The sequence below is a fragment of the Klebsiella sp. GB_Kp056 genome (genome assembly GCF_040064755.1).
GTDB lineage: Bacteria > Pseudomonadota > Gammaproteobacteria > Enterobacterales > Enterobacteriaceae > Klebsiella > Klebsiella quasipneumoniae.
Map to the genome: position 1 here is coordinate 1 of NZ_JBEAJA010000036.1, position 16,929 is coordinate 16,929.

Here is a 16,929-nt window from a genome sequence, read left to right on the forward strand (position 1 = left end):
CTATTGTGGCGTACCGGTTAAACAACGAGTACCTGACAGCCCCGTATTGTGGACAGCCGCTGCGTTACAGCAGCAGCTTTGTGCTGGTGAAGTCGCAGTGCCAGCCCGATCCGCAAAAGGAAAAAAGCTGGCTGGCGTTTTACAGCCTGTATATGCATCTGGCCCCGGTGTCTGATTATCCTTCATCTCCCTGCTATAAAGTCAGGGACGGGCACAGCGGCATACTGTTACGTCAATATAAAGCCGGGCAAAACGGGTTGCCGGAGGGGGAGCCGGATAACGGTGAAGCCGGAACATATCCTGCCCCAGCGAAAACGAAAAAAAGCCTGAAGGCAGGCGATCGTTTTGTCTCCTCCCGGACGGGGCGTTTTTATGTCACGAAGAACGGAAACGCAACCCTGACAACCTTTGGCCTGGTTCGTTTACTGAAAGAAAATGTTCCGGGAAAAGAACAGTACTGGGTGACGCTGGATCCGGAGCTGATGGAGCCGGACGGCGAAATGCAGGGATTATTGCCGGAATGGATGCAGAAGGCAAAACAAAAAGGGGGGGTCGACTCTGTGGAGCTAACGGGCGAAACAGAAGAATGGAAGGTCAGCGCCGGAACGCCCGTCGGATTTATGGGATGTATGGAATCGCCGGGTGAGGGAAATAATCTCCTGGATAAAGAGTGGTTTGTGCATCTGGAAGTGCTGAGTACAGATCCAAACATGCCTGGATTTTTAGCCAACCCTGAAAAAGTGAAAGGTGATAAACGGTCCGTTCTGGCAGCAAAGGGAAGCGCCCTGTTTACCCGGCAGGATGTTACGGGACAGCCCGTCTTTACAGCGACATCAGCGCGACTGAGCGCGCAGTGCCGGCTCCTCCGTGAGTCAGCAATGCCTGTCGCGGATGAAGCACAAAAATGGTGGTATAAGGTCAGCGGAAGCGGCTGGCTGCCGCAAAGTGATGTTGAAGAAGTAAGTCAGTACGATCTGTTAAAACTCGGGTTTCAGGCGCTGGAGGAAGACGGTAATAGTGACGTGATGAACAGCCCGTATGAGAGCTGGGTACCGGAGGCGTTTGGGGCGATAAGCCGTTCAGCAGAGCAGGAGGTCTCCTGGCAGTACGGACAGGTGCCACAATTTTATCGTGATCTGATGGCGGAGATGGACAGCAACCGGGACGGGAAAGTGACGACAGAGGAGATCAGACAGGCGCTGGCAGTTCGTGATCCGCTGGTGAAAGATGTGGTCAACCGTCTGGTGGTAAAACATCACAGCGAGTGGTGCGGTGGCCGTTCGACGGGGCGCTGGGAAGGGTTTTATAAGGATCTGGACTCGCTGGAAGTGAAATACTGTGAGAAATGGCAGGCGGACCTGGAGTGGATGAGCAAGGTGCCGCCGTTTGATAAGGATGAGGCGGTGTGGCATTTTCATCCGGTGGTGTTTTTGGATACTATTACTGATAAATTTACAGATGTGATTGAATTCCAAACAACTATGGGCGTTTATAGAATTTCAAAGAAATCAGCGGAATTCATATTATCCTGGGAGGCATATATGCCTAAACCATATGTCCCAGCAGGAGATCAATCAAGTGGTGTTACTGTCGGATATGGATATGATTTGGGGCAGCAAACTACTTCATCGGCAAGGGCATTGTTATCTGAGTATTACTCGGACTCACAGGTTGAAAGGTTACTTTCTACAATTGGTAAGAAAGGTAACGAGGCACGAGCAATTGTCCATGAGTTGTCTGATATTACAATTGAAAAAGATAAAGCATTAGACATGGCCATGGTATTAAAAGAGCGATATTGTCAGACCGTTGTTGATACTTATCCCCAGGCAATAAGTCTTCCTCCAGACAGTGCCGGGGCCATATTATCATTAGTATATAATCGTGGGCCATCATTAGCACTTCCTAAGCCTGGGGACCCAATCGATAGGCGTCGTGAAATGAGAGAGATTCGTGATGATTTTGAACAGGGAAATATAAAAAGCATCCCTGAGCGCTTGAGAAGTATGAAGCGTTTATGGCCGAATCAGCGAGGGCTTGGTCTACGTAGAGATGGCGAAGCGAAGTTAATGGAAAATGAAATTTCCAATTGAGGATAAAATGAAAAATTTTATTATAAGAACGTTGGTTCTTGCATTGTTCTTTTTTTCAAGTGTGATTTGTGCTTGCGGCGATAACCCTAATGCCCTTGTTCAGGGGCCATTTAAAGATAATTCCTTCACTAATGGATTTATTTGTTTTCAGTATGCACCTGATAAAAGGGATATAGATTTTTATCTAAGTCGCACCAAGGATGGTGAGTTAGATAACTCTAAAATCGATACCTTCCATTACTCTGACGCTCCAGTGGAATTAATGACCATTTTCTTTATGCAAGTAAATGGACATAGAAATGTTGTTGCTCTTCTTCGATGGCATGTGAATTATGAAAGTAATGGCGTCGAATACCCATATTATTATGAGGTTAAAACATATAAACATGACGAGGTGCGAGGGTATATAAAAAATTTGGATGGAGAAATAGATTCTGAATTATCTGGTTATCAAATTAAAAGGAACGGAAATATCAAAAATTTTCCATTGGGTAATGCCGAGAAAATAAAACACTTTTTGCGCGTTAAGTATAGTATGTGATTTTATATCTACTGTGTAAAAGATCAAGGTTGGAACAACCTGATTTAGTGATAAGCAATACTGAATATGGTGTAGAGTCAGCATTTTTCCTTCTGGGTAAGTAAAGGATTAAACAAAACTGCCAAGACATTGAGTGTCCAAGATGTCACACAAAAAGTTAATGGTGGGCAGAATGGTTACTCTGATCGCCTGCAGAGGTTTGATGCAGTAGCCGCATTGTTGAGAGTTGATAAGGAGTGATTTATGCGTGGCTTTATTTCGGGGTTGTCTTCGTTGACTTTTTCTTTTTATGCATTAGCTAAATCCGACATCGTACAAGGGCCATTAAAGTTAGATGCTAATAGTAGTATTAATATTAAGAAAGAGGGTGGTGTTAATTATCCGCTAGCTCTTTATCTCGAAAGTAATGGCAATAGTTCCAAAGTGGAATCTTATGCGGTCGATGGTAGTGAACCTCATGTGGAAACAGTTTTCTTTACTAAAAAAAAGTAATTGTATTAATCTCCTGAGAGCAACGGCACTTTGCGGAAAAGATAAATGGAACTGCGTATCAGGTTTATGATTATAACTATTCCCTTAATAACCTTTCTATAAATCCTTCTATAAAAAAGGATCAGAATCTTAATGGCCTTGATGGAGAGTTTAATGGTCAGGAATTACATTTCGATTATAAAAATGCAGCAAAAATCAAGACATATCTGCAGTCTCATTATAATTAATGCTGGAAAGCTTTGGTGCTACTTATCAAAGGATTTAAGGCGAGTTTAAAGAGAAAGATGCGTCGGGCTGCGGGATTTCGTAGTCATACCCTACTTGGGAAGAGGAAGACAGCATTGTGCTGGAATTAGATGAACAGGCAGAAGGAGAGGCGTCATGAGCGGAACACTTATCAGGAAGGCCACCGACGCGGTGCAACAGCTGTCAGGGCAGTCACGTTATCGGGTTGATGTACATGAATGCAGCGATTTCCTTGATGTTCTTCGTTACAGCGCGGTGGAATCACTTAGCCAGCCATGGCGCTATGACGTGGCGGTTACCTGCTCCTCTAAAGATATTGCCTGTGAGTCGTTATTGCTGAAACCGGCGTCATTTACTTTCCAGACCCCGATGTTTGACGGGACACCAGCTCTGCCGGTACGGACGGTTTTTGGCGTAGTGGAGTCCTTTCGCCGCGAGTCCACCTCGAATGATGAGACCCGTTATGCACTGACGATCGTTCCCCGTATTGCCCTTCTGGACTATACGAAAGGGAGCGCGATCTACCTCAACCAGTCGGTCACTGAAGTGGTTGAACAGGTGCTGCGTAAACACGGGCTGGAAGGGCCTGATTTTGAGTTCCGGCTCTCCCGGGAATACCCATCCCGGGAGCTCATCACCCAGTGGCGGGAAACCGATCTTGAGTTTATCCAGCGCCTGCTGGCGGAGGTGGGCATTTACTGGCGCTATGAAATGGACGGCCGTCTTGAACAGGACGTGGTGATTTTCCAGGACAGCCAGGAGCAGTATGAGTTTGGCATCACGCTGCCGCTACGCAACCAGGCCGGGATGAGTGACAGCGGGCAGGAGAGCATCTGGGATATTCAGGCTGCATACAATGTTGTGAGCGGAAGGGTGGCCACCCGGGACTACAACTACCGCGAAGCGCTACAACCTCAGGACAGTGCCGAGTACATTTTCAGCAAGGAAGGGATCACCGCCGGGGAAACGTACCATTATGCGGAACCCTTCCTGACAGCAGGTGACGCTGATAGCCCGGAGACCGGGGCATACTTCGCCCGCCTGCGTCACGAACGCATTCTGAACGCGCAGTATCGCGTCAGCGGGCACTCCTCCAGCCTTCATCTGGCTCCGGGTCAGGTACTGGAAACGGACGGCACGCTTCCCGATGCCGTCAGGGAAGGCATCGTCATCACCACGGTGCGCACCAGCGGTTCGCGCAAAAGTAGCTTTACGCTGACGTTTGAGGGTATCCCCTACAGTGAAACCGTCTGTTATCGTCCGGCACTGCTCAGTCGCCCGGTGATATCCGGCTCGCTGCCTGCCCGGGTGGAAAGCGCACAGAAAGGCGACACCTGTTCCTGGCTCGACCCGGAAGGACGCTACCGGGTAAAGCTGGACTTTGACCGCAGCAGTTCTGAACAGGGTTATGCCTGTGTGTGGCTGCGGCTGGCGAAACCCTATGCCGGTGATACGTACGGATTCCACTCCCCGCTTATCGACGGAACGGAAGTGGCCGTCGTTTTTGACGGCGGAGACCCGGATCGTCCCTACATCGCTTATGCCCTGCATGATTCAGAACACCCGGACCCTGTCACCAGTGACAATCATACGCGGAACGTGTGGCGCACTCCGGCGAACAATAAGCTGCGGATGGAGGATAAGCGCCAGGAAGAGCATATCAAGCTCGCGACGGAATACGGCAAAACGCAGCTGAACCTGGGACACCTGGTCAACAGCCAGCGTGAAAAACGCGGCGCCGGTTTTGAACTGCGAACGGATGAGCATGGCGCAGTACGTGCGGCAAAAGGGCTGTTCCTGACGGCTGATGCCCAGGCAAAAGCCCGGGGCCCGGTGCTGGAAATGGCCCCTGCCATCAACCAGATAAACCAGGCGAACAGCCAGATGCAGGCCCTGAACAGCGCCGCCGAAGCGGCCGGGGCCCTGATCTGCGACATCAATACCCAGATAAATTTTGTGACCGACAAAATCAGGGACCTCCGGTCGGCGGTTCTGCTGGGTAGCGCGCCGCAGGGAGTGGCGCTGATCTCAGGTGAACACCTTCAGCTCAGCAGCACCCGCAACACCATGATCAATGCCGGTCAACATCTTGATATCGGTGCGATGAAGCAGCTGTCTGTGACGGTGGAAAAAGCGTTAGGACTGTTTGTCCATAAAGACGGGGCGAAGCTGGTTGCCAACCAGGGAGATATCGAGATTCAGGCTCAGCATAACACGATGGCCCTGTTTTCTGAAAAGCAGCTGACGGTGACCAGCAGTGAAGACGAAATTATTATCAGCACCCCGGAAACCCTGACACTGAACGGTGGCGGGTCTTACCTGAGACTGAGTAAGAACGGTATTGAGCATGGTTCATCTGGTGAGTTTATCATGAAGACGTCTGACTATCTGGTACCAGGATCGGGCGCAAATCTCCCCAACGAAACACCCAATTTCAGCCTGACGGATATCACCCAGGAAAATAAAATCAGCAGCAAATCTTTTAACGACTGACCTTTTGCGCGTTAAGAAGATACACTAACTCTGAATAAGGAAAGACGTATACCATGAAGTACCATTTGAAATTACGTACGATAATCTGTGCCATTCTATTTTGTTTTTTTTGCAACGTTTGGTTTCGGTTCTTCAGATATAAATAACTCTCCGGAAGTTGTTATCAGCCATTTTTATTCTGACTATCTCACTGCCTGGAATGACTCAGATGTTGGGCGTGGGTTGGAAAAAAGCCAGCAGGCCATTGATAAATATACAACAAAGCACCTTCAGAATCTGAAAAACAATGATGATTCAGGAGCTGATTATTTTACAAATGTGCAGGAAATCTGCCCTGAGTGGGCCAGTGAGATAACTACACATATCTCATCGCTAAATAATAGAAAAGCCATTGTTGAACTGAGTCTTGGTCACAGTGACAGCGAATCTAAATATAAAATAAACCTTGTCAAAAATGATGATAGATGGCTCATGGATTCAGTGTTATTTGTTTCCAGTGCCACAGGTCATTGCAACGATAACTAATGGTGAATAATATGTTTAATAAAGAAAGCGCCATTAGCACGCTGAACGCAAACGCTGCGGTCATCGCAAGAGACAACTTAAATAGATTTAATCGTGGGTTAGATGAATACCTCAAATATGGGAAATCCCGGTGTGCCCATTATGTTAAAGTAGCATTAATCCAGGGGGGATTATCTTCAAGAAATTCAGGAATAAACTCTGCCAAAGATTATGGTCCATGGTTGCTTGAAAACAATTTTCAGGTTGTTGATGATGCAGTGGCAGTACATGCTGGCAATGTCTATTCAATTTCAGGCCAACAGACGGGTGATGTTGTCATAATCCAGGCTGCACCGGGTCATTCAGATGGGCATATGGCTATGTTTAATGGGACAAAGTGGGTATCTGACTTTGTTCAGGAAAAAGGGTTTTACCCCGGCCAAGCCTACCGAAATAACAATATAGCCTACAAGCTATACCGTTATTCAGACAACAATAGTGCAACCCAGAGTTCTCCTAAAACCCAAAAAGGGAAGATCAATATTGTCTGGCCAATACCCTCTAACGACCGAGGGAAAGAATTCAGTAACCTGGAAACAATAATCGCTCATCTGGGTGGGGAGTCAACCGGACAGTACGCGATTGGCCGTAGCGGGATGTGGCATGGCGGTATACATATCACACATGCAACGACCCCGTGGTGTGCTCTCAGTGGCAAAGCCCCTCTGGAGGCATTCGATTTCCCGGTTGCCTTTAAAGGCGAGCAGGCAATACGTTGCATGGCTGATGGGGAAATTGTTGCTTATCGTATCTGCAAGGATTATCTGACGCTTGGCTGGGAGTCCGGTCCGCTGAGTTTTTCGGGGTCATTTGTCCTGGTTAAACACTATATTCAACCAGGTGAGAAAGAATCCAGCGGACTGCATTTCTACACCCTGTCTATGCATCTTGCGCCATATTCGGCCTATGAATGTGAAAAAAAAATCCACTGGATAACTCAGGATACGCTCTCTGGTTATTCAGAGGCCGACTGGTTGATTATGGATTTGAGCCGCAGCGACCAGAGGCCAGCAAGTGCAGGTAATGTCAACAAAGGGACAGTTGTTACTTGGGATGCCTCAGATACTACCCTCACCGCCACCCAGGGGGGACGTACTTATGGACTGGCGACGCTGAATGCGGATAGCGGAAAACTGAAATCGGGCCAAAGAGTCTGGATGCTGGTCGACAATAACAACATTAAACCGGCGCTAGGAAGTGGCCCTGGGTGGTGGGAGCATTTGGTTCCACAAGCAAAAGAAGTCATGGTTTTTGATAAAACAGTCAGTCTCAGTTCACCTCTCCCTATTAAGGCCGGTGACTCGATTGGGCACATGGGCTACTACCAGGCTCCGAAGGATGGGGGATATGAGGCGAGATATCAGGTGCATATTGAATGTACCAGCATGGACGATAATCTGGAAAAATTCCTGACCAATCCGGAAAAAGTGGGGGAGAAAAACCCACTATGGCTGAAGTATTCTCCTGGCCTTGCTCTGTACACAAAAGATGTCGCGAAAGGCACCTTCTCAAAGGGGGCGACGTCAACAACGCGGACAGGCATCCTTCCGTTGAGCAAAGTCACAACTGAAACGGATAAATCAACAAAACAGGAATACTGGCAGCTACGGCCAGAGAATGCCTACGTCCCCAAAGGTCAGGCTGAGCCTCAACTGTTGTCACAGTATGATCTGGCAAAGTTGGGTTTCAGAACTGAAACCGCTGAGCCTACCAGCTTTGATTACCTGGATGGGAAAAACCAGCCTATTGGATTCTTCCGCAGTCTTATCAACGTACTTTATGAGGCTGCGACCGGTGATACCCGGACCAGTCATGCACTGGTGAAGCATAATTATCAGCGCCTTCTTGATAAAATTGATAGTGGAAACGACCGTTACTCGCCAATGGAATACTGGAGAGCACTTCATAATCCTGACTATCGTAACGTCATTCAGAAAACAATCGTAAAACATCCCAGCGACTGGTACTTCAAAAAAGGTGATTCCATCTGGCAACCATTCCTGAATGCACTTAAGAAAGACGCTCCGGAATGGAAGAAATATAGCGAAGATTTCCTTGATAAAATGGCATGGATGCAGGATGTCACTACGGAGAAGCTAGGCCCATCGTTATGGCATATGCATCCAATAATGTTCCTTGGTGCTCTAAAACCACGAATTGATATAGATTGGAGCAAGCTGACCAAACAACAGTTTACTGATGCTGTTTATGAGGCCGCTCTTAAAGAACAAGAAAAATCAGGTATTCCAGCGGCAATAACAACGGCTCAGGCCATTGATGAATCGGGGTATGGGCGTAAGGTTCCAGTTGATTTAAATAATAAGACATATAGTTTTAATCTCTTTGGAATAAAGGCTAAAAGTGGACAGGAATTTGTTGAGATATGGACCACTGAGCATATCAATGGAAGTAACATTAAAATTAAGGATAAGTTTGCAGCATATAACTCTTTTGAAGAAAGTATTGCCGACAGAACTAGATTCTTAACTGAAAACAAGAGATATGCCTCACTATTTGAAAGCGATGATCCTGAAAAATGGGCTCATGGTCTTCAGGATAAAGGCTATGCCACAGACCCTAATTATGCTTCAAAGTTGATTTCTATAATGAAAGGTAGTTATATGAAAAGCAGAGGTTTGAAATGATTAAGATCATGCTATCCATCTTATTATATGGTTTTTGTTGCTATTCCTATGCTACCGACTTTTGTTCGGAACTGTCCAAAACAGCCGAGAAGGAACAAGCATATGTAGATCATGCTATGAATATATTTAAGGTTGTATCGAAGACAAGACTTTACTTCAACGGCGCACCAAGTGAACAATGCAAGATTAATAATTTATTTTTAGTTAATGGTGATCTTGTTTCAGGATACACCACTCTTAATGGATATTTGTTTGCATCATATTTCAAGAAAAATGGCGATTCGGTCGATGGATGGCTCAAACTATCAGATTTAAAAAATACCGGATATACAAGTGGTCCATCAAGTGACGAACAAACTGTTTTTAATATTATTCCAGATATCATAAGGAAGAACAAACTAACTACAGCGCCTGAAAAATGTATCAACATCAGTGGCGATGATACTGACAATAAATACTATAAATTCGCTATAACCAAAGAAGCACTTGAGGAATGTAAAGACGTTCAGCTCACTCCATTTAGCATTTTGGTTAAAAAAGGAACCCAAGAAATGTACACAAACCAAGGGGATGAAATTGATAAATTTCACCCAATTGAGTCAAGTTAAAAATCGAATCACATAAAATGCTGATTGCTATAGAAAGGACATAATACGCCAACATCAGTCTTAGATATGATGGAGTTTTTGATAGGACATTTAGGCAATCGGGCAACCTAGATGCCTGTGTGTGGCTGCGGCTGGCGAAACCGTATGCCGGTGATACGTACGGATTCCACTCCCCGCTTATCGACGGAACGGAAGTGGCCGTCGTATTTGACGGCGGAGATCCGGATCGTCCCTACATCGCTTATGCCCTGCATGATTCAGAACATCCGGACCCTGTCACCAGTGACAATCATACGCGGAACGTGTGGCGTACCCCGGCGAACAATAAGCTGCGGATGGAGGATAAGCGCCAGGAAGAGCATATCAAGCTCGCGACGGAATACGGCAAAACGCAGCTGAACCTGGGACACCTGGTTAACGGCCAGCGTGAAAAACGCGGGGCCGGTTTTGAACTGCGAACGGATGAGCATGGCGCTGTACGTGCGGCAAAAGGGCTGTTCCTGACGGCTGATGCCCAGGCAAAAGCCCGGGGCCCGGTGCTGGAAATGGCCCCTGCCATCAACCAGATAAACCAGGCGAACAGCCAGATGCAGGCGCTGAACAGCGCAGCTGAAGCCGCCGGAGCCCTGGTCTGCGACATCAATACCCAGATTAGTTTTGTGACCGACAAAATCAAAGACCTCCAGTCTTCGGTCCTGCTGGGTAGTGCTCCGCAGGGAGTGGCACTGACCTCAGGTGAACATCTTCAGCTCAGCAGCACCCGCAATACCATGATCAATGCCGGTCAACATCTTGATATCGGTGCGATGAAAAATCTTTCTGTAACGGTAGAAAAAGCCCTGGGTATGTTTGTGCATAAAGACGGGGCGAAGCTGGTTGCCAGCCAGGGAGATATCGAGATTCAGGCTCAGCACAACACGATGGCCCTGTTTTCTGAAAAGCAGCTGACGGTGACCAGCAGTGAAGACGAAATTATTATCAGCACCCCGGAAACCCTGACACTGAACGGTGGCGGGTCTTACCTGAGACTGAGTAAGAACGGTATTGAGCATGGTTCATCTGGTGAGTTTATCATGAAGACGTCTGACTATCTGGTACCAGGATCGGGCGCAAATCTCCCCAACGAAACACCCAATTTCAGGCTGACGGATATCACTCAGGAAAGCAAAATCAGCAGCAAATCTTTCAATGACTAAGGGCTGATGATGGATCCATTAATTCCTCATATGCGTAATGTGTTTTTATTTGCATTTTTGCTTTGTTTATCAAATTTTACACAGGCATCCGGGCAAACAAGCCCAGAAAGCATCGTGTACAATTTTTATAAATCATATTTGAAAGAAGAATCATCGGACAATAGTCGATTTCTCAGCCAATATGTTTCTGATGAATTAATGAAAAGCATTAATGACTCAATGATGTGTAATTATGATTCTGATGATTCAGTGTCGGCAGAAGAACGCGAAGGGAAATGTTCACAAAATCGCGAATGCAAGCAGTTTAAAGGGCGCTATATTTGTAACTGGCATGGTGCTTGGGTTGATACTGATGTTGATTATTTTACAAAATCACAAGATGTTTATCCTTCATGGAAAGTAAGTATAAGTACCTTTGATGTATATCAGAAAAAGAATGACTCTTCAGTTAACGTTATTTTAGGAGCAGATTCCGAGCCTAAAGTTAAATTTAAGGTTGTGCTGGAAAGAATTGATGGGGAGTGGAAAATCACCAGCGTAACGGAACAATAAGAATGTAGTCATTTTCTAAATTTCTCACCTCGACTACTTATACAAATACCAACATATCTACGGAGAGACGTTCATGTTGAAGAAGATTATTTTTGCTTGCTGTTTATTCTGCGTGGCCAATATAGCCTCAGCTTCAGCGAACGATAGTTCAATGCCTCGGGAAATTGTTGCAAATTTTTATCATGATTACCTCGTCGCATCTGAAATGCCTGATATGGAATCAGCTGATAAACTAACTCAAAAAGCTATTTTTGAATATACAACTGAGCATCTCAGAAGTCTGCGGGATAATGATGAATCAGGTGCTGATTATTTTGTCGATGCTCAGGATATTTGTGAAGAATGGAAAGACAGCATTAATGTGGAAACTGTTTCAGAGAATGACCAGGTCGCACAAGTGAAGCTAATATTAGGATATGGTAAGGGCGTATCCCTGTATGCCGTTAACCTGGTTAAAGAAAAAGGGAACTGGTTAATGGATTCTGTTAAGCCCATATCTCATAGTAGTATTTATTGCCCTCGGCAAGCAGAGGGGGAAGAATAAATGCTGGACAAGAAAGTAGCAGTTAGTGTTTTAAACACTCAGGCCCAAGCCAGAGCGAAAATTAACGCTGAAAATTTTAAAAATGGCATAGATAAAAAACTTAAATATGGCGAGTCAAAATGTGCCCGCTATGTTAAAAAAGCATTAATAGCTGGAGGGGTATCTGCAAAAAATTCAGGAATTGAATCAGCTAAAAATTATGGCCCATGGTTGCTTGAAAATAACTTTAAAATTGTGGATAGCGCTACAACAGTGCGTACTGGCGGTGTATTCACAATTTCTGGTCAGCAAGCGGGGGATGTTGTCGTAATCCAGGCAGCACCACATCATGTGCATGGTCATATGGCGATGTTTAATGGTACACACTGGGTATCTGATTTTGTCCAGGAAAGGGGGTTCTATCCTGCCCAGATATATCGTGATCAAAACATACGCTATACACTTTATCGTTATGACGATAATACCACATCAGAGCAGAACGCCACGGCTACCCAAAAAGGAAAAATTAAGATTGTCTGGCCGATCCCTTCTAATAACCGGGGAAGTGAGTTCAATAATCAGGAAGAGATCCTCTCTCATGTCGGGGGGGAATCCACCGGGCAGTATATGATTGGCCGAAGTGGGATGTGGCATGGCGGGATCCATATCACGGAAGCAACGACCCCGTGGTGTGCTCTGAGTGGCAAGTCTCGTCTTGAAGCACTGGATTTCCCGGTCCTCTTTAAAGGCGAGCAGGCTGTGCGATGCATGGCTGACGGCGTAGTGGTTGCTTATCGTGTCTGCAAGGATTATCTGACGCTTGCATGGGAATCCGGCCCACTGAGCTTTTCCGGTTCGTTTGTTCTGGTTAAACACTTTATTCAACTAGGGGAGAAAGAATCCAGCGGGCTGCATTTCTACACCCTTTATATGCATCTTGCGCCGTATTCAGCTTATGAAGCTGAATCAGAAAATCAGTGGGTCATTCAGGATACTCTAAGAGCATATTCTGAAATGGACTGGCTGACGGCGAAACTGACTTCAGATAAAACTTCTCCACAAATTGCCGGACACATGCCTAAGGGGGCAAGGGTGGAGTGGGATCCAGCAGACAGCAATCTTAACGCCACAGGAAATAACAAGCGAAAATATGGTCTTGTAACACTGAAAGGATTACCAGAAGAAACCAGTAGTACCCTCACACCTGGTCAGCGCTATTGGGTTGTTGTGGATAATAACAATATTAAGCCAGCGCCGGGGGCCGGTCCAGGCTGGTGGCGGCATTTGCGTCCTCCCGCAAAGGAAGTCATGGTATTCGATAAGACAGTAAGTCTCAGTTCTCCATTTGCTATTAAGGCCGGTGACCCGATTGGCCACATGGGCTACTATCAGGCACCAAAAGATGGCGGTTATGAGGCACGATACCAGGTACATATCGAATGCACGAGCATGGATGATAATCTGGAGAATTTCCTGACCAACCCAGAAAAAGTGGGGGAGAAAAACCCGCTCTGGTTGAAGTATTCTCCTGGCCTTGCTCTTTTCACAAAAGATGTTGCGAAGGGCACTTTCGCAAAGGGCTCGACGTCGACAACGCGGACAGGCATTCTACCGTTGAGTAAGGTCACAACTGAAACTGATACCTCAACAAAGCAAGAATACTGGCAGCTGCGACCAGAAAATGCCTATGTGCCCAAAGGCCTGGCGGAGCCTCAACTTCTGTCACAGTATGATCTGGCGAAGCTAGGCTTCAGAACTGAAACCTCAGAGCCTACCAGTTTTGATTACCTGGATGGAAAAAACCAGCCTGTTGGATTCTTCCGCAGCCTTATCAACTCGCTCTATGAAGCTGCGACCGGTGATACGCGAACCAGTCATGCCCTGGTTAAGCATAATTATCAGCGCCTGCTGGATAAAATTGATAGTGGAAGCGACCGTTACTCTCCGATGGAGTACTGGAGAGCACTTCATAATCCCGACTATCGTGACACCATCCAGAAAACAATCGTTAAACATCCCAGCGATTGGTACTTCAAAAAAGGTGATGCTATCTGGCAACCTTTCCTCAATGCGCTGAAAAAAGAAGCTCCAGAATGGAAGAAATATAGCGAAGATTTCATTGATAAAATGGCATGGATGCAGGATGTGACCACAGAAAAATTGGGGCCTTCATTATGGCATATGCATCCAATTATGTTTATAGATGCAATAAAACAAAAGCAAAAATATATAATTAATTATACTAATTATTCCAATACGCTCGAAGAAGCAATTAATAAACAGATGGCCATTCCCGGGAGCGCTGCTCCTAAGTGGGGCATATCAAGAAATGCTACTCGTAGCGAAGTTGAACAGCGTATAACTCCCTCAAACCTAACTAGCAATACTAATATGCTCCAATTTTTAGAAATAGATAGGCCGATGGGTGTTTCCGTCGAAAAGTTAGACGCATTTTTGAAAGGGAAAGGATCTCTTGAGGGTACTGCTGATGCATTTATTCAGGCTGCTAACGATTTTGGTATAAATGAATGCTATCTCGCTGCTCATGCGGCAATAGAAACAGGAAATGGTCAGAGTGTCCTCGGAAGAGGCTCATCGTTTTCCTACAACCATCAACCATCGCGAACTGTTTATAATATGTACGGAATTGCTGCCGTGGACGGCAATGCTGTTGGTGGTGGAAAGGCAACTGCTTATTCTCGTGGCTGGTTCTCTCCGGAGCTAGCAATTAGAGGCGGAGCTGAGTGGATTTCGCAAAAATTTGTTCATCAAAAGCAAAACACTCTCTACAAAATGCGTTGGAACCCACTCCGTCCTGCGTCACATCAATATGCTACTGCGGTGAATTGGCCTGAGCATATTGCAGCAAGAATGTATGAAATTTGTGGTGACTACCATGAATTCGACAATGAACTAATTTTTGATGTCCCAGTTTATAAAGGGTCCAATTAATGAAGCATCTCAATTTAAGTTTGTGTTTGTCATTGTTGTTATTTGCAGGTAGTTCAATCGCTGCAACTACCTGCACATCAAGCGAAAATTTTTATTCTTACAATCTCTCTCAAGAACCAGTTCCCAAAGAAGCTACGTCAAAAGGAAGAGTTTATTTTTATTCTTTACCCAAAAGCGATTGTAAGACAAGCACTTTTATAATCAATAATGATAAAGTGCTTAAGTATAGAGAAAACAAGGAATATAGTTTCGTAAACTTTGTTAATAAAAATGGTGCTGTCGTTGATGGATGGGTAAAGAACGAAGAAATTGCCTCTAGTGATGAACAGAATAATGAGTTAACTTACGGTGATTTTGCATGGATAGTAAATGGCAAAGAAACCTTTCTTTTAGGAAAGGCCACGCCTGAATTAAATAAGTGGGCTAAAGAGTCTGGTGTAAAAATTCCTGATCCCGACAATCACGGTTTTAATAATGGGTTCGAATCTTGGACTTTAACAATTAAAAACGAAATTGTGACAATATCTCAGGCCAATGAGATAATAGAGAAAAGATTAGGTTTTGATGATACGTATGTATCAGCGATCACATTTATTGATGATAAATACAAAACCACACGAGGTATAAAAGTCGGCGACAGCTGGAATATGGTAACGTCAAAATATGGAATGGGTAGTCATAAAGATACTGAAGACGGTTGCAGATTCTATCAGTACTTTGATATGAAGCTAAGCTTCTGCCTTGACTCATCGAATATTGTGCATTCTATTTCGCTTGAAAACTACCCGACAAAACCATAGCAGTTATTGCTGATTCAGCATATATATACGGATGATACATTCTGGCTCAAGGTAGAGCCCATACTTCAAAGCGATAAAAGGACTTTTAATGAAGGAATCCCTAATTCTGAAGTGTATCTTCATAATCTCAATTTATTTATACTCAAGTATTGCATTTGCGAACGACGAATGTGAAAATTATGGAAGAAAATCTGAAGCATCGCAAACTTACATTAATCCGGATAACAATTATTTTGAAGTGGCTTCCACAAAGCGGCTTTATTTCTTTAGCTCCCCGAATAAGGCTTTCAAGATAAATGATCTTTTCCTGGTGCCAGGAGACATTATAACCGGGCATACAGAATACAACGGTTATGTTTCTGCTTCTTATGCAAAAAATGATTCATGGTCAGTCACTGGATGGCTTGACAAATCACAACTAAAACACCTCGACATAAAAAACAATCACCCTATAAAAAATCATTGTGAATTAGTTTCCGATTTAGCTGCCACACAGGCTTTCAGCGGAGGGCTCAAGATACCAAGCAATGCATTCTCAACAGCGGCTAAGACAAAGGTTATGCTCTATAATGCACCTGACCGAATCTGCCAAAAAGAAAACACCTTTATTATCAAAGGCGACAATGTATATGCCCTCAAAAAATATGCAGATTTCATTTTGGCGCAGTATGTGACAACGTCGGGGAAAGATGTTTTCGGCTGGATTCCCCAATCAGAACTAAAAGAGTTCAATCCAACCATCACACTTTATAATAACACTCAAATTAATATTGTTGACTTTATCGTTATAAAAATAAGAGATGGATTGGGATTGGTTCTTTCTATAGCAATAAACTTTCTGGCATAGATGAAGACGAAACAGGTTCTTCTTATATAGGAGACTTCCCTAATGCTGTCGGAGGGTTGTATAAATACACAATGCATATTTATAAAGATATCAGTTTGGTTTCCTCAAATGCTAATTATGATAAGAGACAATATACAATTGATGATGATTATATAATCTCGGCAATTAACGTAGAAACGCCAGCGTATTCTACCTTACGTGGAATAAAAGTTGGCGACCCTGCTGATAAAGTGTTTAAAGCCTATCCTGCGAATCAGGCACAAATTACACCTGAAAAAATCAGTTACACGCTAGGTGATATGTATCTGGATTTCACACTAAAAGCTAACAAAGTAGCATCAATTAACATGGGGATACCTATCCCTGGAGAGGAATAA

Annotated in this window: 13 protein-coding genes and 1 pseudogene; all 14 read left to right on the forward strand. The window is 44.9% G+C overall.

Translation table 11 applies throughout. The annotated features are described in order from the left end of the window. Positions 1-2,093 (forward strand): pesticin C-terminus-like muramidase (locus tag ABLV52_RS03665; RefSeq protein ID WP_348890010.1); only part of this gene is annotated, 2,093 nt, incomplete at its 5' end. 7 nt (positions 2,094-2,100) lie between these two features. After that, positions 2,101-2,634: a hypothetical protein gene (locus tag ABLV52_RS03670; RefSeq protein ID WP_241514336.1), complete on the forward strand. Its 534-nt coding sequence runs from the start codon at positions 2,101-2,103 to the stop codon at positions 2,632-2,634. 243 nt (positions 2,635-2,877) lie between these two features. Then, complete coding sequence (locus ABLV52_RS03675; protein WP_348890011.1) at positions 2,878-3,126, forward strand: hypothetical protein; 249 nt, start codon at positions 2,878-2,880, stop codon at positions 3,124-3,126. A 381-nt stretch (positions 3,127-3,507) separates the two neighbouring features. Further along, complete coding sequence (gene vgrG / locus ABLV52_RS03680; protein WP_348890012.1) at positions 3,508-5,865, forward strand: type VI secretion system tip protein VgrG; 2,358 nt, start codon at positions 3,508-3,510, stop codon at positions 5,863-5,865. Between the two features lie 87 nt (positions 5,866-5,952). Beyond that, on the forward strand, positions 5,953-6,390 hold the full coding sequence (locus ABLV52_RS03685; protein WP_348890013.1) for a DUF3828 domain-containing protein: 438 nt from the start codon (positions 5,953-5,955) through the stop codon (positions 6,388-6,390). Positions 6,391-6,401: 11 nt separating this feature from the next. Continuing rightward, entirely contained in the window at positions 6,402-9,074 is a 2,673-nt protein-coding gene (locus ABLV52_RS03690) for a glucosaminidase domain-containing protein (RefSeq protein ID WP_348890014.1), read from the forward strand. Next, positions 9,071-9,682: a hypothetical protein gene (locus tag ABLV52_RS03695; protein ID WP_348890015.1), complete on the forward strand. Its 612-nt coding sequence runs from the start codon at positions 9,071-9,073 to the stop codon at positions 9,680-9,682. The genes ABLV52_RS03690 and ABLV52_RS03695 overlap by 4 nt, the downstream gene beginning before the upstream one ends. 119 nt (positions 9,683-9,801) lie before the next feature. Next, positions 9,802-10,878 (forward strand): annotated as a pseudogene (locus ABLV52_RS03700) (DUF2345 domain-containing protein); the annotation flags it as partial. A 6-nt stretch (positions 10,879-10,884) separates the two neighbouring features. Then, positions 10,885-11,430 carry a DUF3828 domain-containing protein gene (locus ABLV52_RS03705; protein WP_348890016.1) on the forward strand — a complete coding sequence of 182 codons (546 nt, stop codon included), beginning with the start codon at positions 10,885-10,887 and terminating at the stop codon, positions 11,428-11,430. Positions 11,431-11,503: 73 nt separating this feature from the next. Further along, positions 11,504-11,974, forward strand: coding sequence for a DUF3828 domain-containing protein (locus tag ABLV52_RS03710; protein WP_032428952.1), 471 nt, complete (start codon positions 11,504-11,506; stop codon positions 11,972-11,974). Continuing rightward, positions 11,975-14,905 (forward strand): N-acetylglucosaminidase, encoded by a 2,931-nt coding sequence (locus ABLV52_RS03715; RefSeq protein WP_348890017.1) that lies wholly within the window; start codon positions 11,975-11,977, stop codon positions 14,903-14,905. After that, the gene (locus ABLV52_RS03720) at positions 14,905-15,705 is read left to right on the forward strand and encodes a hypothetical protein (protein ID WP_110244205.1); all 801 of its coding nucleotides are present in this window, start codon (positions 14,905-14,907) and stop codon (positions 15,703-15,705) included. The genes ABLV52_RS03715 and ABLV52_RS03720 overlap by 1 nt, the downstream gene beginning before the upstream one ends. 88 nt (positions 15,706-15,793) lie before the next feature. Continuing rightward, positions 15,794-16,552: a hypothetical protein gene (locus ABLV52_RS03725; RefSeq protein ID WP_348890019.1), complete on the forward strand. Its 759-nt coding sequence runs from the start codon at positions 15,794-15,796 to the stop codon at positions 16,550-16,552. Positions 16,553-16,623: 71 nt separating this feature from the next. Beyond that, positions 16,624-16,929: a hypothetical protein gene (locus ABLV52_RS03730; protein WP_068814652.1), complete on the forward strand. Its 306-nt coding sequence runs from the start codon at positions 16,624-16,626 to the stop codon at positions 16,927-16,929.